Raw genomic sequence first — 25306 nt, 5'->3', positions numbered from 1 at the left:
TATGTAGCGCACACCGGCAACCAAATCCAACCACGAGTCTCATTCAGCAAGCGCTGTTATATTTGGCCAAACGACGCCTTTGACGGGTATTGCCGTGCTGCAACTTGCAAACACTTAGCGCTATAGGTTAACCACCAACAGTGGCAGGCTTCTGCCAGGAATGCTGCCCGAGGCTATGTCACCGGCTTTCACCGCTCCCATGCTAAGATAAAACGCCTCTGCGTTTGGGTCTGACGCAATCAGCAATTGCGTAGCGCCCAGCTCAGTTACTGTACTCAACAAATCCAGCCAAAGCAGTTTACCCACTCCCTTACCAATCTGTTCCGGCGAAACAAATAAAGCTTCGACTTCAAACTTTACGGCGCTGAGTTTTTGCAGACAATAAAAGCCCACAATATCCCCACCCGACAGGGCTTTTTTATAACAATATTCCCGGCGCGCTAACTTTTCCGGAGATACCGCTAACTCGGCATAACAAGACTGCATAAAGTCATCGCTGTAGCCCCAATATTGCTTCGACGCCAGGGCAAGCCGGGTTAATGACTCACAATCTGGCTCTGTCACCTCTTGCAGGGTAACAACATCTGAATCAGGCAAGGGCAAAATCCACGGCGGCTTTAGCATGTATCGAGGTAGTATCAAACAAAGGCAGGCTGCAATGCTGCTGTTGAACCAATAAGCCAATTTCAGTGCACCCCAGAATAACCCCTTCGGCACCGCGCTGTTTCAGCTCAGCAATAATATTCAGGAACTGCTGACGGGATGTTTCCGAAATCTGGCCGACACACAGCTCATTGTAAATGACATCGTTAACCTGCAATTGCGCTGCGTTATCGGGAACAATGACCTCAATACCAAAACGCTCTCTGATGCGATCTTTATAGAAGGACTTTTGCATGGTAAAGACCGTGCCCAATAAGGCCACTTTTTGCTGTTGCTGAGCGTGTAACTGTTGTGCCGTTGCATCAGCAATATGCAGTAATGGAATACTAATCGCCTCTGCCACCTGTTCAGCCACAAGATGCATGGTATTGGTACAAATAAGTAAACAGTCCGCGCCAGCCGCCTCGATAAGTCGGGCCTCAGCGCTTAACAACTGCCCCATTTCCTGCCAGCGGTCCTGCTTTTGCATTGCTGCAACCGGTGCAAAATCCACACTGCGCATAGCGATTTTGGCGGAGTGTAAACCTCCCAGTTTAAGAGCTACCAGTTCATTAATCTGCTGATAATATCCGAGGGTACTCTGCCAACTCATACCGCCTAACAAGCCGATTGTTTTCATCAAAATTCCTTTATCTTTCCTTATTCAGAAGGCGGAAACTCACTGCAACAGGGCGCAGATAAACCAGTTTCGTACCAGTTAGCTCTGTCATCCCAGAAGATATTGTAATCAATCAGATCTTCCGGAGTATCGTCAAGACTGCCAATTGGCACATACATCCAGTCACCGGATTTACCCAAAAACGGTACCCCTGAGCCACATTGCTTACAAAAGGCACTGCTGAACGCTCTGCCACTGCCACATTGGAACAGGGTGATGCTGTCATTGCCACTGGTAAAGTGCACCGCATCAGGTGCTATTTGCATATTACTGGCGTGGGCCGAACCGGTTAATTTGCGACACTGCTGGCAATGACAAAAATAACTGGCATTGGGTTCACCCTGCACCTCAAAGCGTACAGCGCCACAATAACACCCTCCGGACAAACACAATTCCGTCATGTTAACTCCCCTGCTTCTCGTTTTGTTTCACCTGCTGCCATAGCTCTTCCATGGCATCCAGTGACATAGACGCTAATCCTTGTTGCGAATCTGCCAGCTTCTCTACCTGGCGAAACCGGGATTCGAATTTCCGGTTTGCCAACAACAACGCCTGTTCCGGATCGACGTTACAGTGCCGTGCCAAATTGAGCGTCGCAAACAGCAAATCACCGACTTCCTCTAACATGGCTGCACTATCCTGCTGTTGACTGGCCTGCAAGACCTCTTCGATTTCTTCGTGAATTTTGGCCGACACCTGTTGTTTATTGTCCCAGTCAAAACCGACTTTGGCACAGCGTTTTTGCAACTTCACCGCCCGTTTTAGCGGCGCCATACCTTTGGGAATATTAGCCAACAGACTGCTGTCCTGCACCTTGCCCTGCTCTTGTCTTTCCTGCTGTTTGACAGCTTCCCAGTTAGCGTTTAACGCTTCTTCGCTATCTATCTGAGCCTCGGCAAAAACATGAGGGTGTCGGCGAATCAGTTTCTCGGCCACCTGAGCGGCAATGGCATCAAAGTCAAAGGCCTGTTGCTCCTGTCCGAGTTTGGCATAAAACACCACCTGAAACAGCAAATCCCCTAATTCGTCTTTGATATCGCTTAAATCACCGGAGGCAATAGCATCAGCCACTTCATAGGCTTCTTCAATGGTATAAGGAACAATGGTTTCAAAGGTTTGTTCTTTGTCCCAGGGGCATCCTGAAACCGGATCACGGAGTTGTTCCATGACCCATAAAATACGATTAACTCCGGGAAATTCAGAATAGTGTGGGGACATTACCAGTCTCATGTAGGGGAATTTAATTGCGACTATAGTGACAAGCAAACCTGTAAAAATCCAGCGACAAGCCCGGTTTACAGCGAATCACCCCTGCCGGCGCTGTTCCTGACGTTCCAGTTCTTCGCTGCGCAATGCATTATTGATGGCTACCGCGGAGTAAGCAGCAATCGACTCCACACTATGGCATTGCTCAGAGTCCAGGCCTTGATAGCGAGACATAAACAAGGTGAAAACACCAACAACCTGCGTCTCCAATTGCACCGGTACAATAAAAACACTGCCACCCTGCAACTGTTGGTTTTGATTGAGTAGTTGTATCAGCGACTGTAGTTGCTCTGGTTCCAGATGCTGTTCAGCACAGCGCATCAGATCAAACAGGTACAAGGAAGTTTGCTTTTGCAAAACCCACTGTTCCAGCACTTGCAGTGCTTTTACGGCTGTATCCTCGAATGGTGCCTGTTCCGGGGGCTGTCGCAGCGCAACCGGAACTGATTCACCGTTGCGCAAAATAATCACACGGAACAGGTCGATATTGGCCAACTGGTTTATATTACTGTGCACCACCTCTAAAATGTCATGGAGATTTTGTGTTCCGGTGATTTTCTGTCCAATTTGAGTCAGCATGCCCAGATGGCTGGAGACTTTGCGAAAATGTTCAGCCCGCCGCTCGGAGCTTTTTGCTTCCCGGGTCAGACTGAGTAACCCCCACAAGGTAAACAGGGCAGCAACGGTTTTAAAACCGTTTTCCAACAAGGCTGGCCAATATCTGACGATATAAAATTCATCAATAAAATCGGCACTTCCTCCCACAAACAAGCACAGCATTGCTGCCACCAGACGCATTTTAGTGCTTTCATGATGATTTGAACGGGCAATAAAAGTAGAGAAAAAGCCTGCCATAATCACAGTACTGGCCTCACCAATGATATCCAGTACGTCGATTTCAGCAAAGGGAATTGGCCGAAACAAAAGAATGACAATACCGCACCACACCAGGCTGATTGCAAACATCAGCCAGAGTGCCCGGGCAATAAACAACTGTCGTAATGACATGCGCACTAATCCAATCGAACCAGAGACCCATATCACCACTGAACTGTGTCATTTCAATGAAACAAACGGTAAAAACTGGATTAGTGCTCGATGCGTTTCACTTCCAACACATTGCGGATTTTTTCCAGTTTAGTCATCAGTCTGGCCAGCGAATTCAGATCCTTTACTTCCAGTGTCAGGGCAATATTGGCGGTGTGGTCCTGTTCGTGGCTTTCGCTGTGGACACCGAGCAAGGACACCTTTTCATTACCTAAGATGGTAGTGATCTCACGCAGTATGCCGTCTCTGTCGTAGCAGAATATATCCACTTTGGTTTTAAACGCACCTTTGACTTCGTTTGACCAGTTAACTTCGATGCCCCGTTCCGGGTTTTGGGTCAACATTGAGGATAACTGTTCACAATCTTGCTTGTGTACACTGACCCCTCGCCCCATGGTGATATAACCATATACCGGATCACCCGGCAGGGGCTGGCAACACCCCGCCAGCACAGACATCAAATTACCCACGCCTTCTACCACAATTTGATCGCCACTGCTGGCCGCTTTGGAGGCTTTGGTTTTGACTCTGGGGTCGATGTCGGGTTTGGGCTTAACCTTCTGCTGCAGGTGATTAATAACCTGCATAACCCCAACGTCACCGCCACCAACGGCAACATACAGGTCTTCCAGCGAGTTCACATTAAAGCGGTCATGCACATCGTTGAGCATGTCTTTGTCCAGGCGCGCTTTGACAATCTCATTGAACAACATGTCTTTACCAGCCTGCAGATTCTTGTCTTTGTCCTGCTTTTTAAACCAGGTAGCGATTTTCGCCCGGGCCCGGCTGGACAGCACATAGCCCATACTGGAATTCATCCAATCCCGACTTGGATTGGCGCGTTTTCCGGTGAGTATCTCCACCTGATCCCCGGTACGCAGTTGGTAGGTTAAGGGTACAATCCGGCCAGATATTTTTGCGCCATTGCACCTGTGTCCAACGTTGGTGTGCACGTAATAGGCAAAATCCAACGGGGTACTGCCTTTCGGCAAATCGATAATGTCGCCTTTGGGAGTAAATACATAAACCCGATCATCAAAGACCTGGCTGCGCAGTTCTTCTACAATATCGCCGGACTCAGAAATATCATCCTGCCAGGCCAAAATCTTGCGCAACCAGTTAATTTTATCTTCGAAACTGTCGCTGTTGCCGCTTTTACCCTCTTTGTATTTCCAGTGAGCTGCCACCCCCAGTTCGGCATCGTCGTGCATTTTCTGGGTGCGCACCTGGACTTCAATGGTTTTACCTTCCGGCCCAATGATAACCGTATGAATAGACTGATAACCATTGGGCTTAGGCGTGGCGATATAGTCGTCAAATTCCCGCGGTATATGTTGCCAACTGGCATGTACCGCACCCAGCACGGTATAGCAGTCCTGCAGTGTATCGGCAATAATGCGCACGGCCCGGATATCAAATAACTGCTCAAAAGTAAGGCCTTTGTTTTGCATCTTTTTCCAGATGCTGTAGATGTGCTTAGGTCTGCCGTAGACTTTGGCTTTTATGCCCTGCACATCCAGTTGCTGCTGCATTGCTTCAACGAAGTGCTCGATATAGTCCTGTCGCTCTTTGCGTTTTTCCCGCAGCATCTTGGCAATGAGTTTGTACGATTCCGGGTGCAGGTAGCGAAAAGAAAGATCTTCCAGTTCCCATTTGAGCTGACCAATACCCAGGCGATTTGCCAGAGGCGCATAAATACTGGCGCATTCGCGGGCGGTCATAACCCGGGTTTCTTCGTCGGCATTTTTGACCTGGCGCAACTTGATAATCCGTTCTGCCAGCTTTATCACTACTGCGCGGACATCTTGCACCATAGACAGCAACATGCGGCGGATGTTATCGATTTGTCCTTCGTCAGCCTTGATATATTGACTGGAATGCAGGGTTCTGATGGCACTCATGCGCCGCACCCCTTGCACCAGTGCCTGGATTTCCGGGGAAAACTGCTCCGCGATTTCATCTTCAGACAATTCGCGAATTTGGCAATAGGTATACACGAAGGAGGCCAGCATGGTTTCATCGTCCATCTGCAACTCTTGCAGCATTTCTACCATTTCCTGCCCTATCAGCAAGATTTCCGGTTGCTCAAGAATTGTAGCCAGCTTTTCTTTGGTACTGTCAGGGACTTTCAGGTTATCCAACCACTCTTCGAATCCTGGGCGGATCTCACTGTGGACTGTTCTGACTGACACCATTATGTAACCGTCTCCTGTGTGTTCAAACTAAGCTAAACAAGCCCATCATCTCAGTGTGGGAAGTTTGTGGAAACATATCAATTAAAGATAATTTAGTTAATTGATAGTTTGCTGCCAGCAATTTAGCAATATCTCTGCCGAAAGTCGCCGGATTGCAAGACACATATAGTATTCGCTCGGGCGCTATTTTAACAAGTTGCTCCACAGCCTGCGACGCTCCGGCGCGCGCGGGGTCCAGCAGCACCTTGTTACAGTTTAGCTCAGTCATTTTGTGCAATATGTCAGGATCATTCAAATCCCCTGAAATAAATCGAACATTACTAATGCCATTATCCAGTGCATTGCTCTGTGCCATTTGCACCATTTCGGGTATGCCTTCAAAACCCACTACGCTACTGACGCTGCGGGCAAGCGGCAAAGTAAAATTACCAACGCCACAAAACAGGTCCAGCACCTTATCTTGTGGCGCCAATTGCAACCAGGCTAACGCCTGAGCCACCATTTGCTGATTGATTTGCGGGTTAACCTGCACAAAATCATCAGGGTTCGCCTTAAACATCAATGGGGCGCCGGTGGGCAATGGCAATGAATATCGCACCAGTGAAGATTGGCCGTTGAGTACTTCCCTTTGTTTTTCACCCATATCCAGAAAGATGTCGCAGCCCTGTTGTTCGCCAAAGCGCTGTAGTGTCTGGCGATCCGACTCATCCGGAGACCGGGTAAAGCGCAACGTCACGTAAACCCGTTCGTTATGCTCCGCATCACATCCTTCAAACAGGCTGACATGCCCCAGGTGCTTGATACTGTTCAATCTGTTCAGGACCTCTTGCAAGGGTGCAATAAGTTTCTGAATGGCCATTGTGGCAACCTGACAATCAGATAAATTAAACACCTGGTTTTCTGTATCGCGAAAACCGATTCGACATTCCGATGGTTTGCGCGCATCAACAGCCAGACGGACTTTCCGCCGGTAAGCAGTGTGCTGTGCGGTGATTGGCTGTTGCCAGGGAAGGTGTTCTGCGTCTATGCCAATAAAACGCTGCAACAGCTGACCAATGGCTGCCTGTTTTTGAGACAACAAATAATCTTCTGCGGCAAACTGTGTTTGACAGCCGCCACACAAACCAAAATGCGGGCAAAAAGGCGTTTTTCGCTGTGCAGATGCATTAAGTACTTTCCGCACCCGCGCCTTTGCTATGTGCTTTTGCCGGTCTGTCTCCTGGATTTCACACAATTCGCCAGGCAAGGCCCCTGTCACAAAAGTCACCGGGGCACCGGGTACTACCCCTTTGGCTTCGTGATCCAAATGGTCGATCACCACCTGAGATACCCGCCCATGGTGAGCTGTTCGCTTTTTAGTCTGGCGTCTGCCGCCACCTGATTTGCGATTGCCGCCGCGAAATACCTGAACCATAGTGCTTTCGATTAACTCTGATGTCGTGCTTCTTGCATTAATGCGCGCATGTCTGCAACCGCCTTTGCCAAACCGTCAAACGCTGCACGGGCAATGATGGCATGACCGATGTTTAGTTCTATCAATTGCGGGATTGCCGCTATGGGTTTGACATTATGGTAATGTAAACCGTGGCCGGCGTTGACTTTCAGGCCAATGGAAGCGGCGTATTCAATACCGGTTTTTAGTTTGTCTAGTTCCATCAATTGTTCGCGCTCTGAGGTTGCTTCAGCATACTGCCCGGTGTGAATTTCAATATATTCGGCTCCGGTAGCTTTGGCGGCGTCAATCTGTGCCTGATCGGCATCAATGAATAAGGAAACAATAATGCCATGCTGCATCAGAGCCTGGGTGGCCTTTTTTACCCGCTCAAAACCGCCAGCCACATCCAGTCCACCTTCAGTGGTTAGCTCTTCCCGTTTTTCCGGTACCAGGCAACAAAAAGTAGGAGAGACTTCTTTGGCAATGGCCACCATTTCATCGGTAACTGCCATTTCCAGGTTCAGGCGGGTGTTAACGGTTTCTTTTAAGATGCGCACATCCCGGTCGTTGATGTGCCTGCGATCTTCTCTTAAATGAACGGTAATACCATCGGCACCTGCGCGTTCAGCGATATCTGCGGCATGTACCGGGTCCGGGTAATGGGTGCCACGGGCGTTGCGAATCGTGGCTATGTGATCAATGTTAACGCCCAAATATAACTCATTCATGATTACTTCTCTTTTCCGGTTTGTAGCGCAGTTTACAGGGGTTTTTGAAATAACTCCCGACTCTTTAAAGGTTTATTCCCCAAATAGGGAGAAAGCGCCAGCCTGGTAAAATATTTAGCGACTTTCAACGCTTGCGGCGACCAGTTCTGCTGCCCAATCGCTAAAATGTGTTCCCCCAAAAACGCTTGTTTACTGGTGGCAGAGGCGAGACAAAAACCTTGTTCCAGTACAAAGTCATAGGATTTCTCAGGCGCAATGGGGTCGTTGCTCAGCGCGTCATAGAAAAAGTCATAGGCACTGCCCAACTCCTGCAGTAAAAACAATTCGAACTCTCTCAAAACAGGTTCTGCCTGAGGTTCTTTGGCCAGTCTTTGCAAGGTGTGTTGATAAAAATGAAAGCCGGTTTCAAAAGGCTCTTCGTGGGGTAATAATCGTACCAGCACTTCGTTACAATACAAGGCACAATAAAGTGCCGTACCCTGCAAAGCCACGGGCTTGTGCAGTGCTTCGCTGGCATAACCAGATTTTAGTTCCCCATTGCCGCTTAAACGGGTCGAAAAAAGGGTAAATGCCTGAGTTAAGCCTTTGAATTTATTACTCTTACCATAAACACCTTTGGCGACATAGCGAATTTTACCCAACTCCAGACTAAACCCGGTAACCAGGGCGCTGGTTTCTTTGTAAGGGGTGGCGTGCAGAACATAATGCTCAACCATAAACTCTGCCATAGGTGTTCTCTTTGCTGCTCAGCTTATGAAGTTCGAAGGCGGACCACGCGCATATACTCAAACTCAATACCCGCAACTTCCTCAGTGTCAGGATAATAAGTCAGGTTTACCCTTGCTCCTTGCAGATTCTTATAACGCTTTTTACGGCGATATTTAAAAGGGACATCCACAGATTCCAGCATCAGGGTGTGTAAAATCCAGTCACCATCTTCTCGTTGTACGTGAGAAATCACTTTGCGGTCTTCTGAATGGATCAGCGCCTCGTGTTGCGTCAGCAGTTTTTTGGTTTGTTTTTCCATTGCGGAGCCTATTCACTGGCCACTTTGGCGAAATTTGCCAGAACACCGCTGATTTTCTCCAGGATTGGGTAGCAGGGACTATCCATGTCGATGTCATGTCTTTTCGCCAGATACAAGGGATCGTTATAGCTCAACCAGACCTTGCCCTGCACGTCTTGCCAGACCAGGACTTTTTGCGGTAAATCGATAGCAATGGTTTGCTGACACTGCATCAAAGGTGTGCCGATATTGGGGTTGCCAAATATCAATAACTGGGTGTCTGCCAGCTGTTTGCCCACACTTTTTGCCCCTTCGCTGTGGTTAATACGGGCAAATATCGTCATGCCTTTCGACTCCAGCACGGTGCTCAACTTATCCAGCGTTTGAGTCACAGAATGCTGACTCTCACGCCAAATCATGCCCTCGCCGGCTGATACATTCAGGCTTAAAACGGCACCACACAATAACCAAAAACGCCACATAGCTCACCTCTCTTATGTTCTATACTGCCGACAATGAGTCCACCAGCAATTGCACTGACTGTCGGCCTCTGAATTCATTAACATCTAACTTGTACACCAGTTGCACCTGTTTGCAGGCACCGTTGGGCCATTTACTGGTTTCCACATTAAACGCGATGGCATCCAGTAAACAACCATCAGCACTTTTCACCTGCATTTTCAGATGCTTTTCGCCCACGATACGTTGTTCCAGTAAACTGAATACACCGTCAAACTGTGGTTCAGGAAACGCCTGTCCCCAGGGTCCAGCCGAGCGCAACAGGTGGGCGAATTCCAGGCTCAGCTCCTGTCTGCTCAGCTCACCGTCAGTCAGTATTTCGCCGGTCAGAGCCTCAGGTGACAGCCACTCCTGACATAAACTGTTGAAGACCTGGTTAAACTGCGCAAAGTCTTCAGTTTGAATAGACAAGCCGGCCGCCGCCGCATGGCCGCCAAATTTAAGAATTAATCCCGGATAGCGATTGTTGAGTTCTTCCAGCAAATCCCGAAAGTGCAATCCAGGAATAGAACGACCAGAGCCTTTTAAGGTTTGCTCATCTTGCTGAGCAAACGCGATTACCGGTCGAAAATACTTATCCTTGATACGCCCGGCTAAAATACCCACTATGCCCTGATGCCAATGAGGTTCATAAAGCGCTATACCCTCGGGGAGCTGTTCGTCGGTTAACTGCATTTGTTCCAGAATCAACTGCGCTTCTTGCTGCATTTCTGCTTCAATACTGCGGCGCTCCTGGTTTAACTGATCCAGTTGCAATGCCATGCGTCGTGCAGAAGCGGTATTGTCAGCTAACAGACATTGAATGCCCACTGTCATATCATCCAGACGACCCGCAGCGTTTAGCCTTGGGGCCACGGCAAACGCCAAATCGCTGGCCACGATGCCGGCCTGGTTGCGATTCGCCAATTCCAGTAAAGCGGTAATACCCGGACGACATTGACCGGCCCGGATACGCTGAATTCCCTGGTGCACCAGAATGCGATTATTACTGTCCAGTGGCACCACATCAGCAACTGTGCCCAGTGCCACCAGGTCCAGCAGAGTGCCGAGATTAGGCTTGTTTAATCCCAACTCAGCGAACAGATTTTGCTGCTCAAAATAGCCGCGTAAGGCCACCAGCAGATAAAAGGCCACACCGACACCGGCAAGATTTTTAGAAGGGAAAGCACAAGACTTCAGATTGGGATTAACAATGGCGGCCGCCTCCGGAAGCTGCTCTCCGGGTAGGTGATGGTCGGTAATGATCACCGGAATACCCAGCTCATTAGCGCGCTTTACCCCCTGAATACTGGAGATACCATTGTCCACCGTCAGTAACAGCTGCGCACCCTGTGCCGCGGCTACATCGACAATTTCCGGACTCAGTCCATAACCGAAATCAAAACGGTTAGGCACTAAAAAGTCTACCTGCTGAAAACCAAACCAGGGCAAACCCAGTAGTAACACGGCACTACTGGTGGCGCCGTCAGCATCAAAGTCGCCGATAATAATGATCTTCTGCTGCGTAATTAACGCCTGGTGCAGCAGTTCTGTGGCAATATCAACACCTGATAATTGCTTAAAATGATGTAAACCGGAGGCCTGGTATTGCAGATCTTTGTCCTGTTTAACCCCTCTGGCAGCAAATAAACGAATCATGGCTTCGGGCCAATCTTGCAGTAAGGGCAACGTATCGGGAATCGGGCGTCGGGTGATATTTAACATGAAAATTTCAATTTATTAGGACCGGTTGATCAAAAAAGGCCAGCGAACTGGCCTTGATAAAAACTCAGCGCGATTACATTTCCGCTAACACTTTGGCCATATCCGCTGCCGGGCGATATCCGGGTTGCAGTAAACCGTTGTCAAAGATTACCGCAGGTGTACTGGAAATACCCACACTTTGTGCAAACTGGAACTGCTCAGCCACACTATTGGCGCAGGTTTTGGGGGCTACGTTGCCGCCGGATTTACCATTGGTCATGGCGGCTTGTGGATCTTCTGCGCACCAGATAGACACCAAATCATCATAGGATTTGCTGCCTAAGCCACCTCTTGGATAAGCCAGGTAACGAACCGTGATCCCTTTGGCATTATAGTCTTCAATTTCTTTATGCAGCTTACGGCAGTAGCCACAAGTGATATCCGTAAAGATGGTAATAGCGTACTTTTCATCTTTTGCTTTGAACTCGATAACATCATCTGCAAACTGCGGTAAGCCGGATTTACGCATACCAGACAGCGCTTCTTCTGTTTCGTTGCGCATTTCCTGATCGAGGTTGTAAATACGCCCATGTAGCAAATATTTGGCATCTTCGCTGACGTAAAACAGTCCCTTGTCAGTCATTACCTGTAACACACCATCCACCGGTGAATTGGCAATACTGCTGACCGACATTTGCAGCAAATCTTCAAACTTTGATTTTACTGCAACCTTTGCTTCTTCCTGTGCCGACACCGACGCTACGGAGAATAATAGTGCAAGCCCTAAAGCCTTAGTCCAATTTCTCATATACTACTTAATCCACCTTTTATCTGAGGAACTTTATCTTTGTTTATATAGACCCCAGTTACGCAAATAAATTGCAAAAAATAATGAAGACATCATCACTGCTGATGTGACGCACTAGTCTAGAGCAATTTAAAACAGAATTCAGCCCCTTGGATGATGCTGAGCCACTAACTTTTGCAATCTTTCTGTTGCCACATGTGTATATATCTGAGTGGTAGACAAATCACTGTGCCCCAATAGCATCTGTACAACCCGCAAATCTGCCCCGTGATTCAATAAATGGGTGGCAAAGGCATGACGCAACGTGTGGGGCGATAACTCCGCCTTGATCCCGGCTTTTTTGGCATAATATTTAATGCGATGCCAGAAGGTTTGCCGGGTCATCTGTACACCGCGACTACTGGGAAACAACACATCCACATTGTGCTTTAACAACAATCCCCGGCCCTGACGCATAAAACGTTCTATCCACTCTATGGCATCTTCGCCCATAGGGACCAGTCGTTCCTTGTTGCCTTTACCTGTCACCCGAATAACGCCTTGCTGCAAACTCACCTGATTCAGTTGCAAACTGGTTAGTTCTGATACCCTCAGGCCGGAGGCGTACAGCAGTTCCAGCATCGCTTTATCCCTCAATTGCACGGCATCGGCTTCAGTATCGGGGGCATTTAATAAGGCATCCACCTGCTTTTCAGTCAGGGCTTTAGGCAGGGATTTGGGTAGTTTAGGATTTTGGATCAGCGAGATAGGGTCGTCTTCCCGTAAGCCATTGTCCTGACACCAGTGCAAAAAAGCGCGCAAACTACTCAGGAAGCGCGCCGTACTGCGCTCGGACAAATTGCGATCGTAGCGATGGCCGAGATATTCATGCACCTGATATTGGTCAAAGTCGGTTAATGAGAAAGCGCTGTTTTTCTGGCTCAGAAATTCACTCATTTTCACCAAATCGGTTCGGTAGGAAGACAGGGTATTGGCACTGAGTCCCTTTTCTACCCAAATGCTATCCAGAAATTCTTCTATGATTTGTAGGTTGCTGTCATCCACACACACAGTCTTTAAGGTTTTAGACATAAACACCGAACCAAAAACAAGGTAGTTACCGATTATGCGGGCACCGCCCGGCAATGCAAATAATTCGTAAAAAATCGTGTCTCCACGGAAAAAGCTGCTTACAAAAGCAGCAAAAATGCTAAGCTAGGGGTGTTTTTCAACCCAACTCGCGAGATCTTCGGATGAAACTTGGTAAGTTTTGCCTGAGCCTGTCAGTCACTGATATCGACAATTCAAAGCACTTTTATGAAAAACTCGGCTTCTCTCCCGTGCCGGGTTGTGGTTCTGTAGAAGCCAAATGGTTGATTATGCAAAACGGTACAAACATGATTGGTCTGTTCCAGGACATGTTTCACGGCAACATCTTTACCTTTAACCCCAAAGACGTGCATAAAATTCAGGACGAGCTAAAAGCCAAAGGTATTCACCTGGACAAAGAGGCGGCCAGTGCTGATGGCCCTTCGCATATCATGTTTCGCGATCCGGATGGCAACGTGATCATGTTGGATCAAATCTAACCGGACTCCCGCTGATAACTGGAAAGATAAGGCATTTTTCTTTAAACTGCGGCGCCCTGTGTTTGATCCGAGATACGCCGTTTTGAAAAAGATTGCCCTGTTTTATGGCTCCACAACCTGCTATACCGAAATGGCCGCTGAGAAAATTGTGGCTGAATTCGCTGCTGAACCCTTTGGTCAGGACATCCCTATGTTCAATATCAAAGAGACTAACCTGTCCCGAATGGAAGAGTACGACGTATTAATATTGGGTATTTCCACCTGGGACTTTGGTGAGCTTCAGGAGGATTGGGAGTCGCAATGGCAGGACATAGCACAGGTTAATTTGGCGGGTAAAATCATCGCGCTATATGGCCTGGGAGATCAGATGGGCTACGCCGACTGGTTTCAGGATGCCCTTGGCATGTTGCATGATGAAGTCATTGTTCAGGATTGTGTGGTTATCGGTTACTGGCCCAACGAAGGTTATGAATTTAGCGCATCTAAGGCCCTGACCGAAGGCGATGAGTTTTTTGTAGGCCTGTCACTGGACGATGAAAACCAATACGATGAAACCGACCAGCGCATCGCCAGTTGGGTACAACAAGTCTACGCCGAACTGGCAGAACTATCCGCTTAAGAACTATCCGCTTAAGTAAAAAAGCCAAACGTGGCATCAGCACTCAAACTAAAGTTGTTATTGGCAGCCAGTGTCTGCAAGCCGAGGTATTGTCTGAGTTCGCTCATCACATGCACCGGATGAATAATGCTGCCGCCTTGTTCATCTGCCTGCCAGGTTGACGGATTAATGGGCACAACATTGTGGCCTTCGTCGGTTAACCCCACTGTGCGATTGGTATAGCCTGCCCCTTTTTCCATCACGATAAAACTGCTTACAGGCCAGTGATCTTTGCCTTCACCGTCATTGTAATGGGGTGTACGACCAAAATCAGAACCGATAACCAGCACCATTCTGTCAGCAATGCCCTGTGCCTCAGCGTAGGTCCAGAGAAAATCAATACTGCGCGCCAGTTCAGTGAATAACCAACTGTGCTGAGTATCATGATTTTCGTGGGTATCATAACCTCCCATCACCAGATCAGCGGTCACACACACACCGGAACTCATGGCCAGTACCGCAATTTGCGCCTGCCGACTCAGTGATGACCACAAAAAATTACCGTCAGTAACGGTTTCCTGAAGGTCTCCCACATTGGCAAGGGCATCGGAAAATTGCGACAAAATACTGGAATTTTGCACTGCAGCGTCAAAGTTATTGCGGTTGCGCTGCTGCAAACTGGTGAGGTTTTGCCCTTGCCCCAGTTCTGCCAAACGCTGTGCTTTAAGGGCCTCGATACGTTGCCAGTCGTTGTTGTGCAGATAACTCTCATCACCCCACCTGGCCCGATTGGGGTAAATCACATTATTGAGTGCCTGGATGTTGTCCAGTTGTGTATATCGGGTCAGGCCACCTGTTGCTGAGTACCCACCATTGCTGATGTAGGACACCGGCAAACCGGCGCCATACTGGGCAGCAAATAATGCCGACAACGACGGAAAACCATCCGACAATCGACCACTCCAGTTGTGCACGACTCCGGCAGTATGACTATTGGTCTGGGCATCCACGCCGTTGATCACCAACATATCCTGGTAATAACGGTCAAAAAACCACTGATTATTAGCAAAAGCGGCGTATCGCAGATTGCCCGCTTCCCCCGGTTCACCTGTGGTGGCCCAATTGTTGATAAAGATATCGCCGGGTACGTTAACTTTAGGATCGCAAAATGAAGTCACATCCCAGCCGCCATCAGTCTGAATAGTCACCAGGAACTTGCCGCTGTAATCCGGGGGGGCAGCAAACAGATTAAAACTGGCCGGTAACGAAGCCGCCACCGAGGTTAACCCCAGGGTTTTGAAAAAATGACGTCTGTTCATGGTTACCCTCATTAATCGTGTAAATATTGATAATCAGTCATCAGATAAACCATGACCGCCCGCCAGCCCGCCAGCGTACCAAAAGGATCGGCCCCTGCGATGGCGCCACCCCATTGGTTTTCTGTATCCCATTCGCTGGTATCGAAATTACAGGTAGTGCCGGTGTCCCATTCCCAAATCAGACCGCTTCCAGTGCGATTTTGCTTATCTGTCATGGTTTCCGTAAACAGGGTGAGCATTCGGGTGATTTCCGGGTCCTGTGGCGCGTATATTTGTCCCCAGAAGCGCTGCGCCAGTTCGGCGAGTTTGACTCTTAACTGATCGCCGGTAGGACTGGTTTGCGCTATGGGATCGGTAACTCCGACACTCATTGCCACATTGGCAAAGCCGATGACAGTCTCATCGTTTTCGTCCAAAGCCCCGTCCTGATTGTATTCCTGGTAATAGGCTTCCATCACCAGGGTGTAATTTCCGGCGTCTGCAAACTCAATAGCCAGTGTGACGGAACAATTACCCCAAAATAACCGGTCGGTGGGACGGTAACTATCCTCTGCGCTGTTCCAGGTAACATTGGAACAAATACCGTCCATCGGTGTGCCCGAGACAATATCCAGATCGGCGCCGGTGACCGACAACACAGCATTATTTTGACTGTCGTAAATAGACAGGTGATCAATGATCAAATCCTGATGAGCGCCGCTTTCTTCCAGCCACATGTCGTTGGTATAGGCAAGACTGATCAGGCTATTTCCGGCCTCAACGTGAAAGCTCATTTCATAGGGTTGACTGTTCCCGGCGCCCATGCCATCTACTTCGGCATCACTGGAGGTGAGGATGCCCGGCACCGTGCTGCGCTCAATACCATTGAGCAAGCGGCGTTGTCCTTGCCCGGTATTAATATCCTCCAGCACTGCCGGACAGGACGCTTCAGCGGCATGCGCGGTGGCCACTTTGGCCATCACCGAGGTCATGTCTTTGGCGCGCTTAGTAACACCAAATGAATCAATGCCACCGTACATAATGTTGTAGTTCCTGCGCCATTCGGTATTCAGCACATTGTGATTCCAGCTATCCTGCCAGGGATTCCATAAAAACCCGGTAAGAGAATGCGTCTTTCGCTCTAATTCCTCAGGCGTCAGTAACCTTTCGCTGCCAGACAAAGCAAACAGCAAAGCGTCATCGGCCTGCTCAGTTTGCTGCATAACTCTGAACCAGGGGCTGATGACCAAGTCCGCTAACATTTGTCGTAAATTACCGTGTTCCCTGAGCTGTTCGGCGGTGGCCACAATAAAGGCACTTTGGGCGTTATAGGCATCATTCAGCGCCGTATAATTTGCATCTTCTAATGACTGTGGCGCAGATAAGGGTTCAACCCCAAAAATGGCCGGCCAGAAGAACTTCACCATGGCAATGGCAAACCGTGAATCATTCGCTATTTGCTGACCCAGCCACTGGATCGTGTCCTGCCCCTGTGGTGCCAGCGTACTTTCCAGACCAGGTGCCAGCATGTCACGGTACCAGGTATCGCCCTGTTGCCATGCACTGTCGCCGTCCTGTGGCCATTTGTAGGTCCAGGGCAACGAGTCCTCACCGCCCCACTGATCTTTATAATTCCCCCAGTCACCGTAATCCTGATAGGCCCCGGCAATCGGGTCCAGTGTCTGGTGACACACAGTGCAATTGCTGTTGTTCAGGGTAGGATTATTGGTGTCCGCCAGCGCATCAGGGTCCTGAGTACGTTGCGCTGACTTTTCAATATCAAAATCCAGAAAGTAGTAATAGGTCCATCGCGACCGGGCTCTGTTGCGGTTGGTGGCTGTCGAAGGATAGCGATTTAACCAGGCCAGATCGTTGAGCACCCCTGCATGAGGCCAGTTAATAGTACTGCCTTCATTGATAATGTTCAGACCGAATTGCGTCCATTCAGCGTCAAAGAGCTCATCATGCACCATCGCACCAGACATATGTCCTGGTGCAAAGGACCAGGCTCCGTCACTTTCGCTGATATCTGCGTCACCGCGTAGCGCCGAATTAGTGTAACCATTGAACATCATATAGTCCGCGGTCACTATTTCCGTGTAGGGGCGGTCGTTTTCCACGATATAAGCGATCAATTCCACCGGAGCTCTGGTGATACCAATTTCCACGCCTCTGCGCCAGTACCAGAAAGCATTGTTAGCCTCTTCGGTCTGAGCGAGTCCGGCCTGGTAACTGCGATTAGCGATTTCCGGAAAGTAGCTGTCACTGAGAACTTCCATTCCGCGCTGAAAAAACTTATCCGTTAGCAATCGATCATTGGCGGCTGTGACCAAAAATTGATGAAATCCTTCGCCGTTGAATTGTGCCAGCAGTGCATCGCGCAACTCAGCATCGCTGGCCTGTGACAGAGCCTGCATTTCATCAAGATCTGGCACACGACCGGTCAGAATCAGTGACGCCCTGCGAAAGGTCAGGTCGGCAGATAACATGGCCGTTCCCTGCCAAAATCCTTCTCCGTCAGTCGGTGCCTCCCCTCCCTGACCCGGGTCCCCTTGTGTGAGCAATCCCAGATAGGTAGCAAACGCCAGATATTCAGCACTACCGGCCGGTAATTGTGTACCGCCGATGTGTCCAAGTCCACCACTGGCCTTAGCCAGAAAATAATCGCTGTCTACAGCTTCCAGTGCCAGAAAATCAGCGACACGTTGTTGGTTGATGGTCTGGTAATCTGACGTTGTATTGCGTTCAAAAATTAAGCGAGCCAATCCATCCGCAGCGCCACCGGACACGTGGCAGGCGATACATCGGCTTTGCACTATATTGGCGGATATATTCAGTTGATAATAATCGGATGCATCAACTTCGGAAGGCGCTTCGTCGTTGCCACTGGGCACATCCTGGCGCATTGCAACTTTTAATGACCAGGGAGCCAGCGCCGGAATGTCTGTGACCTGTTGGCCAAAACTAAACTTGATAACCGTCCCGTTTTCACTGCTCAGATAGATAAACTCGCCGGTAGCGGGGCGACGAATTGCCAAATCGGCTTTACCGTCACCATCGTAATCCGCAGGCACCGGAATATCAGAGCTTTGCTTGCCGAAGACACGCTCGTAGCGCCATCCCCCTTCCGGGTAAACACCTGAACTATAATAGATGTACCAGGTCCCGGTTGCAGGTCGCCAGATGGCATGGTCGGTCAGGCCATCGCCATCATAATCTGCCGGGACTTTAACGTCCGTTTGCTGTCGGCCCAAAGTGGTGCGCACAGTTTCATTACTGGTACTGTGGCGAACATACCAGGTGCCATCCCGCCAGACCGCAAAATCGGCGTGGGCATCGTTATCAAAGTAACCAACCAGTGGTACGTCGGTAGCCAGTCTGCCATAGTCAAACTGCCCCACTTCACCAGATTCAGCATTCAGAAAATACCAGCGCCCTTCGGATGGACGGCGTACAATCAAATCATCCCGACCATCGCCGGTGCGATCCGCCAGAAATGGAATATCCCCTGCCTGCCCAAACTGCATGGTCTCCCGGCTATCGTCGTCATAGCGAATATACCAGGTTCCGCTCACTTCATACCAGACAGCGAAATCTGCTAGGCCATTGCCATTGATATCCCCTATCAACGGAACACCGTCGATAGCGTCTCCTAAACTGGTGCGGGTCAAAATGCTATTGTTCGCGGGGGATTTGCTGTAAAACGTCAGATTGCCGGGTCGCCACAGGGCAAAATCCGCGCTCCCGTCACCGTCAACATCGGCCCCCTGAGTATACAGCGTGAAGGTTGCCGTTAACGACAACAGAATAAATCTCAGCCAAACATGTGGATTCACGGCAACTCTCCTGCGTAGCAAAATCTGACGCCTTTTGTATTCAGATAACCTTATAGCAACTTTATCGTCCCAGGAGCAGCCGGCCTGAATGCAATTGTGAAGGGGTTAACAACAATCCTTAACGCAACGACCATTTATCCTCTTTATAGACCGCTTAGCAATTTTCTTCCTGAGTTTTGAAGGATTTTTAGCAACTGGTGCCCGACAATCATTGTCAGGCGTAAACCTTGAAACAGCTATTTGCTGCGTTTTAAGCTATGCTACCCCACTAAAAACACACGTCTGATATTTCATGAATAACAATAATCCTGTCATTATCACCGGTGGTGCACAGCGCCTCGGTCTTGCAAGTGCCATCGCCCTAAATCAACAAGGTTTTAACGTGGTTATCACCTATCGCCAGGAACGCCCCTTGCTGGCCGAATTAAAACAGCAGGGCATTGACTGCCTGCAGGCGGACTTTTCCGACAATCAAGGTATTCAGAATTTCATCGAAACGATGCAGCAGCGCTACAGCCAGGTGCGGGCCATCATTCACAATGCATCGACCTGGGCTAAAGATCCTAACCCCTTCGAGCAGGACGCGGGTTCTGATGTTTTTGATGCCATGATGCAGGTGCATGTAAAAGCCCCGCTGTTAATCAACAAAGCGTTAGCCCACCTGATTGAAGACCACGGCGATATCCTGCACATCACTGATCAGGTAGCCACCATCGGCAGTTACAAACACATGGCTTATGCTGCCTCTAAAGCCGCGCTGGAGAATCTGACCTTTTCCATGGCCCGTGATTTGGCACCGCGTGTAAAAGTGAATGCCATCGCTCCGGCGTTAATAAGATTTAATGATTGGGACGATGCTCAATATCGGGAAAAAGCCTTACAAAAATCCTTGTTGGGCATCGAACCGGGTGAAGCCTGCTTTACTGAAACTGTCTTGTATTTGCTGCACAATAATTACATCACCGGACGCGTGTTACCGCTGGATGGTGGCAGACACCTGAAACTGCCCTGACTTGCTTTTTAGTGGGGAATCGTTATAAATAAAGTCAGTTGAACTTTGCTGTAGTTGACAATGGAAAAAGCTAAGCTCGCCCGGATCCTGAGAAAAATTCCCCTGTTTAAAAAACTCAGTGATACTGAAATTGACCTGATTTTGGAGATGCCCAAAAGCTATGTCAGCTTCCATCAGGGGGAAATTATTATGGAAGAAGGCGAACGAGATGATGCCTTCTACATCTTAATGCACGGCAGAGTCTCTATCTGGCGCAATAAAGAAATTATTGCCACGGTAGCCCCTCCCAATTTTCTCGGCGAAGTAGGCTTTATTGTGGGCGCGCCCAGAGTTGCCACTGTCACGGCTGCGGATGACAACGTCGTTGCCATGAAAATAACCTCCTATCACTTTAATTGTTTGAACAGCCATATCCGCGAATGCATTAAAGATAAGATCATCGAAGGGCTGGTACTAAGGCTCAATCAAACCATAGACGCTGCCCGTAAAGACAGCACCTCGCCCAGCACCAGTTTTGATAAAGTCCTGGATGAAAAATATGCTCGCGGAGAAACCTGGTAGGTTTTTCCGCTTCGGTTACAACAATAACAACAAGGAATGCTCATGCTGAGATATATAACAATCGCACTTTTATTACTGCAAAGCGCGGTTTTTGCCGGGGATCAGGGTCGTGAAATTACCGAGATGCCTGACGTATTGTCTTTTAAAGAACGTGTCGCCCCTGTCAATGCCATGGTCGCAGACCGACTGGAAAACCTGTTACCCAAATTAATGAATGATGCGGATCTGGATATGTGGTTGGTGATCAATCGCGAATACGGGGAAGACCGCCTGTTCTATACCCTGGTACCCCAGCCTACGTTTGCCGCCCGACGCACGACAATTCTGGTATTCCACCGCCAGCCTGATGGTTCGGTAGAGCGATTTAGTGTCAGCCGCTACCCTATCGGAGACCTGTACCCCACCGTATGGCAAGGAGGCAGTAAAGCACAACAATGGCAGCGACTCGCTGAGGTTATCGCTGAAAAAGATCCGCAGCGTATCGGCATTAATATCAGTGAGCACTGGGCCTTATCAGATGGTCTCAGTGTAGGACTGCATCAACAGTTGCAACAAAGTTTGCCCGAGAAATATCGTCAACGCCTGGTAAGCGCCGAAAAACTGGTTGTACGCTGGATGGAAACCCGCAGCGAAAAAGAAATTCAGGTCTACCCGCAGGTTGTCAGTATTGCCCGCGGCGTTATCGCGGAGGCGTTTTCCAACAAAGTCATCACGCCAGGCGTTACCACAACTGATGACGTTGCCTGGTATATCAGGGAACGCTTTGAAGCCTTGCAGGTTCGCCCCTGGTTTCAGCCCTATGTGAATATCCAGCGCCGCGGCGATGCCACCCGTCAGGAAGATACCTACATGGGAAAATCCCCTGCCACCATTTTACCCGGTGACATACTGCATACTGATGTGGGGATTTGTTACTTACAGTTGTGTACGGATACCCAGGAGATGGCTTATGTACTAAAGCTGGGAGAATTTGATGCCCCGGCGGGATTAAAACGCGCCCTGCAAGTGGGTATTCAGTGGCAAGATATTCTCACCGATGCCTTTAAAACAGGTAAAACCGGTAATCAGATTCTGGCGGACACCCACAAAATCAGCAAAGAGCAAGGCATTCTCAGCAGTACCTATACCCACCCTCTGGGCTTTGTGGGCCATGCTGCTGGCCCCACCATTGGCATGTGGGATAATCAGGGCGACACCCCGGTTCGCGGTGACTGGCCTTTGTATCCGAACACGGGTTATGCCATAGAGGGCAATATCAAAACCCAGGTACCGGAATGGGACGATCAATGGGTACAGATCAAGCTGGAACAAAGTGCCCTGTTTGATGGCCAAACTGTCTGGTACCTGGCCGGCAGACAAACCCAATGGCACCTTATCCGTTAGTTGGATTAGATGATTATTTGCCTGATTGAATTCGAATTAGATACTTTAAAGAGGAAAGTATTTCACCTTAAATTTATTTGATATTCATCGGGTGTTAAATAAAAAAGCAGAGTTATGGGTTCCTTTTACGCACAATAACCTGTGCAAACAGTTAAAAAAAGTGATAGGAATCAGGGATTTAGCAAATGCCAATTTTACAGGAGCAAGAATCGGCCAGCCAAACGACGGTGCTGGAGTTTCACAGCTTTATCAAATTGACAGTGCGGTGCTCTGATAAAGGTTTTTCTTAGGGGCGCTCCCCTAAAACCCCCATTTGCCCATGGCGCGAGAAAACATAAGCCTCAAGTGCAGAACCAGAAGACCGTCAATGAAAGTACATCCGTGTACTTGCATCGACTTGGGCAGCATCCTTGTTGCCAATCTTCAGGTTTACCTGCTCTTTCGGCTTATCTCGCGAATGGGCCTGAATTGACCGGACTTCGAACACGACAATGACTGGTTATTCAATAAAGTATTAATGGGCGTCATGATTAAATTTATGATTGAATTTGAATTAAATACTTTAAAGAAAAAAGTATTTCACCTTAAATTTATTTGTTATTCGTCGGGTGTTAAACAAAAGCACAGTTCTGGGTCCCTTTTACGCGCAATAACCTGAGCAATCAGAAAAACAACTAAGAGCTGCAACAGGGAAGTTGCAGCAATCAATGCCAGCACATGGATGTGCTGTCATTGATGGTCAGGGTTGTTCTGATTGCGAAGGTTATGCCTTTGCGCGTCAAGGGCTGCGGAGGATTCTTAAGGAGTGTCGCAGACAACATTCCTTAAGGCGCAGTCGGCGCCCCGACAGATACATCTTCGAATCAAAAATATTCCTCAAAACTCAGCACCGCCTCGTTCTTCAGAATACCTTCAAACAAAGGAAAATAATGTAAGTTTTAAACTTTAACTCACAACTCTGAAGTGATATCAGTGGTAATAGTAAACGGCGTAGCTACACTAATATACCCCGTAACACGCAAGGTGTAGGTACCAGCCGTATCAGTCCAGAACTGCATGGTTTCCGGATTTTCCAGAGAAGCACTGGAAGCGACTTCTACGCCTTCAGGGTTAACCAGGAAGAAGTCCAGGTCAGCAACTCCGGTCCAGCTCAGGGCGGACGTCACACTCACATCATTTGCCGCGACCTCAAGTGGAAACTCCTGTACTTCAAGGTTTTCAGCCGACACCCCCATAGTACCGGTATCGCTTTGTTGTCTTTCAGTAAAGGTGACATCCGATGCCAGTAACGCGCCATCAACATCCATGCGGTCAAACATAACCCGCTTGTTCAGAATACGCACTTCCAAATCATGGATACCGTCACCCAAATCATCAAATGCCACAGCCAGATCCTGTGGTGACGTGCCAGAAGCATCTGGGTGATACAAAGTTGCCGTACCCATTGAGCGCCCATCTGACAGTAATTCAATTGACGCTGGTTTGTCTGACGTTGCTAAAAAATGCAAACGCACTCTGTCGCCTCGCACTTTGGCGAAAATTGACGAATGATCATTGCGCGCCAGATTTACTGTGTCCTGAAATGCTGAAGCGTGACTTTTAGTACGCCACTTACCCACGTAGGCAAAGTTTGCATCGGCATTGTCTGCCTGAGTCCAGGTTCCCTGACTGGACCAGTCAGTATCGCCCTGTAAAAATGCCACTCGCTGTCCAGTGGTAACTTTAGCCAGATCGATTGCCGCTTTAACATCGATATACCCTGCCCCCACTTCATGCGGAGCATAGTTCATGGGTTCAGCGGTATCTTTCATAATTTGTTCTATCTGATCCGGTGACAAATCAGGGTTAACTTCTAACATCAGCGCCGCAACGCCGGCGATGAAAGGAGTCGCCATCGAGGTACCACTGATAGTGTGATAGTAAGCCAGATACTCCGGATGGGACAAATCGATAACAGGTCCCTGGGCGCCGATAACTGTATTAGGGGCCCGCGTAGAGGTGATGTTTTGGCCCGGCGCGGTAATGTCAGGCAATTTATACTGATGACCAGCAACACCACGACTGGAAAAATCTGCCAGTTGTTTGTCACTGGTTCCTGCGGCCACATTAATAACCCAGGGCGCCAGCGCATACTGGTTCAGGGTGTCATCATCCGGGCCGGAATTAGAAGCGGCAAAACTTACCACCATGCCATTTTTATAGGCTTCAAATGATGCCTGGTTAATCGGGTTATTGGGGTCAAATTCGGCACCGTCACCACCTCCCCAACTATTGGTAATAATGTCTATATCAAGGCGTTCCTGATTGGCTATCGCATAATCGAAACCCAATAATGCATATAAAATTGAGATCCCTTCACCGGCGCCCAGGCCCACGATACTCGCCCCTGGCGCAATACCATCATGGTAATTGGCGCGGCGTTCATCGTTTACCGATACCACACCGGTTCCAGCAACGGTACCTGCAACATGGGTGCCGTGACCCGATGTAGTATCACTATTGGGCATACCCTCCAAAAACGCATTGCGTCCACCCAGCAAATCAAGATCACCGATAATCTTAACGTTCTCTACGGTTTTGCTTTGGAACTCTAAATCAGGGTGCGTAGCATCGACACCGGAATCCAGCACAGCAATTGTCACACCGCTGCCGTCAACACCATAATAATCGTGAACGTAATGCCCGCCGGTAATTTCACCAGAGGTATAATTGCTGTATTGCAAAGCAGCATTGCTATAAATACTGCTTACCTGAGGATTATTCAGCAAATCCTGCAATTGCAGTTTGCTAACCCTGGCATTCGCCATGGGCAGGGTTTGCAATGCCAGATAAGGCACTCCAAGCTGCTGTAAGGTGCTATCGATATTTTGTTGTTGCTCGAAAGACACAATAACGTCGAAGGGTCCCGTCAGGGATTGCAGATCCTGCGTTAACTTAGGCCCCAGCAGTGCATCAGCGTTGGCATTTGCCGTTGGAATAAGGCCCGAGGCAAGAACAGCAAGTGACAGAATTGTAGGTTTCATTATTATTCTCCGGTAGGGA

General features: G+C 48.9%; 22 protein-coding genes. 5 read left to right on the top strand and 17 right to left on the bottom strand.

The genetic code is table 11. The features are described from left to right. Positions 1-120 precede the first annotated feature (120 nt). The 14 genes from LJ740_RS07715 to xerD form a co-directional block, all read right to left on the bottom strand. Positions 121-597 carry a GNAT family N-acetyltransferase gene (locus LJ740_RS07715; protein ID WP_229528496.1) on the bottom strand — a complete coding sequence of 159 codons (477 nt, stop codon included), beginning with the start codon at positions 595-597 and terminating at the stop codon, positions 121-123. Beyond that, positions 590-1282 carry an aspartate/glutamate racemase family protein gene (locus LJ740_RS07710; RefSeq protein ID WP_229528495.1) on the bottom strand — a complete coding sequence of 231 codons (693 nt, stop codon included), beginning with the start codon at positions 1280-1282 and terminating at the stop codon, positions 590-592. The genes LJ740_RS07715 and LJ740_RS07710 overlap by 8 nt, the downstream gene beginning before the upstream one ends. 20 nt (positions 1283-1302) lie before the next feature. After that, positions 1303-1722 (bottom strand): GFA family protein, encoded by a 420-nt coding sequence (locus LJ740_RS07705; protein WP_229528494.1) that lies wholly within the window; start codon positions 1720-1722, stop codon positions 1303-1305. A gap of 1 nt (position 1723) precedes the next feature. Then, positions 1724-2539: a nucleoside triphosphate pyrophosphohydrolase gene (gene mazG / locus LJ740_RS07700; protein WP_229528493.1), complete on the bottom strand. Its 816-nt coding sequence runs from the start codon at positions 2537-2539 to the stop codon at positions 1724-1726. 87 nt (positions 2540-2626) lie between these two features. Then, positions 2627-3595 carry a hypothetical protein gene (locus LJ740_RS07695; protein WP_229528492.1) on the bottom strand — a complete coding sequence of 323 codons (969 nt, stop codon included), beginning with the start codon at positions 3593-3595 and terminating at the stop codon, positions 2627-2629. 80 nt (positions 3596-3675) lie between these two features. Then, complete coding sequence (relA, locus tag LJ740_RS07690; RefSeq protein ID WP_229528491.1) at positions 3676-5829, bottom strand: GTP diphosphokinase; 2154 nt, start codon at positions 5827-5829, stop codon at positions 3676-3678. A 22-nt stretch (positions 5830-5851) separates the two neighbouring features. Then, complete coding sequence (gene rlmD / locus LJ740_RS07685) at positions 5852-7243, bottom strand: 23S rRNA (uracil(1939)-C(5))-methyltransferase RlmD (RefSeq protein WP_229528490.1); 1392 nt, start codon at positions 7241-7243, stop codon at positions 5852-5854. Positions 7244-7254: 11 nt separating this feature from the next. Next, positions 7255-7992: a pyridoxine 5'-phosphate synthase gene (gene pdxJ, locus LJ740_RS07680; protein WP_229528489.1), complete on the bottom strand. Its 738-nt coding sequence runs from the start codon at positions 7990-7992 to the stop codon at positions 7255-7257. 32 nt (positions 7993-8024) lie between these two features. Further along, complete coding sequence (recO, locus tag LJ740_RS07675; protein ID WP_229528488.1) at positions 8025-8720, bottom strand: DNA repair protein RecO; 696 nt, start codon at positions 8718-8720, stop codon at positions 8025-8027. 23 nt (positions 8721-8743) lie between these two features. Beyond that, positions 8744-9019, bottom strand: coding sequence for a hypothetical protein (locus LJ740_RS07670; RefSeq protein ID WP_229528487.1), 276 nt, complete (start codon positions 9017-9019; stop codon positions 8744-8746). A gap of 8 nt (positions 9020-9027) precedes the next feature. Further along, the gene (locus LJ740_RS07665; protein WP_229528486.1) at positions 9028-9480 is read right to left on the bottom strand and encodes a DUF302 domain-containing protein; all 453 of its coding nucleotides are present in this window, start codon (positions 9478-9480) and stop codon (positions 9028-9030) included. A gap of 19 nt (positions 9481-9499) precedes the next feature. Further along, positions 9500-11221: a single-stranded-DNA-specific exonuclease RecJ gene (gene recJ / locus LJ740_RS07660; protein ID WP_229528485.1), complete on the bottom strand. Its 1722-nt coding sequence runs from the start codon at positions 11219-11221 to the stop codon at positions 9500-9502. Between the two features lie 73 nt (positions 11222-11294). Beyond that, on the bottom strand, positions 11295-12008 hold the full coding sequence (locus tag LJ740_RS07655) for a thioredoxin fold domain-containing protein (RefSeq protein ID WP_229528484.1): 714 nt from the start codon (positions 12006-12008) through the stop codon (positions 11295-11297). Between the two features lie 141 nt (positions 12009-12149). Further along, a complete protein-coding gene (xerD, locus tag LJ740_RS07650; protein WP_229528483.1) occupies positions 12150-13079 on the bottom strand; it encodes a site-specific tyrosine recombinase XerD in 930 nt (309 codons plus the stop codon). A 161-nt stretch (positions 13080-13240) separates the two neighbouring features. Between xerD and LJ740_RS07645 the strand changes: the two genes are divergently transcribed. Beyond that, positions 13241-13576 (top strand): VOC family protein, encoded by a 336-nt coding sequence (locus tag LJ740_RS07645; RefSeq protein WP_229528482.1) that lies wholly within the window; start codon positions 13241-13243, stop codon positions 13574-13576. Between the two features lie 82 nt (positions 13577-13658). Then, complete coding sequence (fldB, locus tag LJ740_RS07640; RefSeq protein WP_267498180.1) at positions 13659-14195, top strand: flavodoxin FldB; 537 nt, start codon at positions 13659-13661, stop codon at positions 14193-14195. 11 nt (positions 14196-14206) lie between these two features. Here the strand turns inward: fldB and LJ740_RS07635 are convergent, their stop codons facing one another. Both LJ740_RS07635 and LJ740_RS07630 read right to left on the bottom strand, forming a co-directional pair. Continuing rightward, complete coding sequence (locus LJ740_RS07635) at positions 14207-15493, bottom strand: DUF1501 domain-containing protein (RefSeq protein WP_229528481.1); 1287 nt, start codon at positions 15491-15493, stop codon at positions 14207-14209. An 11-nt stretch (positions 15494-15504) separates the two neighbouring features. Beyond that, the gene (locus LJ740_RS07630; protein ID WP_229528480.1) at positions 15505-19308 is read right to left on the bottom strand and encodes an FG-GAP repeat domain-containing protein; all 3804 of its coding nucleotides are present in this window, start codon (positions 19306-19308) and stop codon (positions 15505-15507) included. Positions 19309-19600: 292 nt separating this feature from the next. On the opposite strand from LJ740_RS07630, the gene folM reads away from it, so the two are divergent. From folM to LJ740_RS07615, 3 genes are read left to right on the top strand one after another with little or no spacing between them, the layout of a single operon-like run. Beyond that, positions 19601-20320, top strand: a complete 720-nt coding sequence (folM, locus tag LJ740_RS07625; protein WP_229528479.1) for a dihydromonapterin reductase — start codon at positions 19601-19603, stop codon at positions 20318-20320. Positions 20321-20380: 60 nt separating this feature from the next. After that, a complete protein-coding gene (locus LJ740_RS07620; protein ID WP_229528478.1) occupies positions 20381-20881 on the top strand; it encodes a cyclic nucleotide-binding domain-containing protein in 501 nt (166 codons plus the stop codon). 42 nt (positions 20882-20923) lie between these two features. Next, positions 20924-22264, top strand: coding sequence for a M24 family metallopeptidase (locus tag LJ740_RS07615; protein ID WP_229528477.1), 1341 nt, complete (start codon positions 20924-20926; stop codon positions 22262-22264). A 950-nt stretch (positions 22265-23214) separates the two neighbouring features. Here LJ740_RS07615 and LJ740_RS07610 read toward each other — a convergent pair. Further along, positions 23215-25287 carry a S8 family peptidase gene (locus LJ740_RS07610; RefSeq protein WP_229528476.1) on the bottom strand — a complete coding sequence of 691 codons (2073 nt, stop codon included), beginning with the start codon at positions 25285-25287 and terminating at the stop codon, positions 23215-23217. Positions 25288-25306 lie beyond the last annotated feature (19 nt).

It is taken from the genome of Planctobacterium marinum (genome assembly GCF_020687805.1).
GTDB classification, from domain to species: Bacteria; Pseudomonadota; Gammaproteobacteria; order Enterobacterales; family Alteromonadaceae; genus Planctobacterium; species Planctobacterium marinum.
Note: the sequence above shows the minus strand (reverse complement) of the source record. Positions and strands in the feature narration are given on the sequence as shown.

Coding starts and splice junctions, on each gene's coding strand:
- recJ (WP_229528485.1), bottom strand. CDS start 11,221: ATGTTAAATATCACCCGACGCCCGATTCCCGATACGTTGCCCTTACTG.
- LJ740_RS07620 (WP_229528478.1), top strand. CDS start 20,381: ATGGAAAAAGCTAAGCTCGCCCGGATCCTGAGAAAAATTCCCCTGTTT.
- relA (WP_229528491.1), bottom strand. CDS start 5,829: ATGGTGTCAGTCAGAACAGTCCACAGTGAGATCCGCCCAGGATTCGAA.
- LJ740_RS07665 (WP_229528486.1), bottom strand. CDS start 9,480: ATGTGGCGTTTTTGGTTATTGTGTGGTGCCGTTTTAAGCCTGAATGTA.
- LJ740_RS07645 (WP_229528482.1), top strand. CDS start 13,241: ATGAAACTTGGTAAGTTTTGCCTGAGCCTGTCAGTCACTGATATCGAC.
- LJ740_RS07610 (WP_229528476.1), bottom strand. CDS start 25,287: ATGAAACCTACAATTCTGTCACTTGCTGTTCTTGCCTCGGGCCTTATT.
- LJ740_RS07615 (WP_229528477.1), top strand. CDS start 20,924: ATGCTGAGATATATAACAATCGCACTTTTATTACTGCAAAGCGCGGTT.
- mazG (WP_229528493.1), bottom strand. CDS start 2,539: ATGTCCCCACACTATTCTGAATTTCCCGGAGTTAATCGTATTTTATGG.
- LJ740_RS07635 (WP_229528481.1), bottom strand. CDS start 15,493: ATGAACAGACGTCATTTTTTCAAAACCCTGGGGTTAACCTCGGTGGCG.
- xerD (WP_229528483.1), bottom strand. CDS start 13,079: ATGTCTAAAACCTTAAAGACTGTGTGTGTGGATGACAGCAACCTACAA.
- LJ740_RS07670 (WP_229528487.1), bottom strand. CDS start 9,019: ATGGAAAAACAAACCAAAAAACTGCTGACGCAACACGAGGCGCTGATC.
- folM (WP_229528479.1), top strand. CDS start 19,601: ATGAATAACAATAATCCTGTCATTATCACCGGTGGTGCACAGCGCCTC.
- LJ740_RS07695 (WP_229528492.1), bottom strand. CDS start 3,595: ATGTCATTACGACAGTTGTTTATTGCCCGGGCACTCTGGCTGATGTTT.
- LJ740_RS07655 (WP_229528484.1), bottom strand. CDS start 12,008: ATGAGAAATTGGACTAAGGCTTTAGGGCTTGCACTATTATTCTCCGTA.
- recO (WP_229528488.1), bottom strand. CDS start 8,720: ATGGCAGAGTTTATGGTTGAGCATTATGTTCTGCACGCCACCCCTTAC.
- pdxJ (WP_229528489.1), bottom strand. CDS start 7,992: ATGAATGAGTTATATTTGGGCGTTAACATTGATCACATAGCCACGATT.
- rlmD (WP_229528490.1), bottom strand. CDS start 7,243: ATGGTTCAGGTATTTCGCGGCGGCAATCGCAAATCAGGTGGCGGCAGA.
- LJ740_RS07705 (WP_229528494.1), bottom strand. CDS start 1,722: ATGACGGAATTGTGTTTGTCCGGAGGGTGTTATTGTGGCGCTGTACGC.
- LJ740_RS07710 (WP_229528495.1), bottom strand. CDS start 1,282: ATGAAAACAATCGGCTTGTTAGGCGGTATGAGTTGGCAGAGTACCCTC.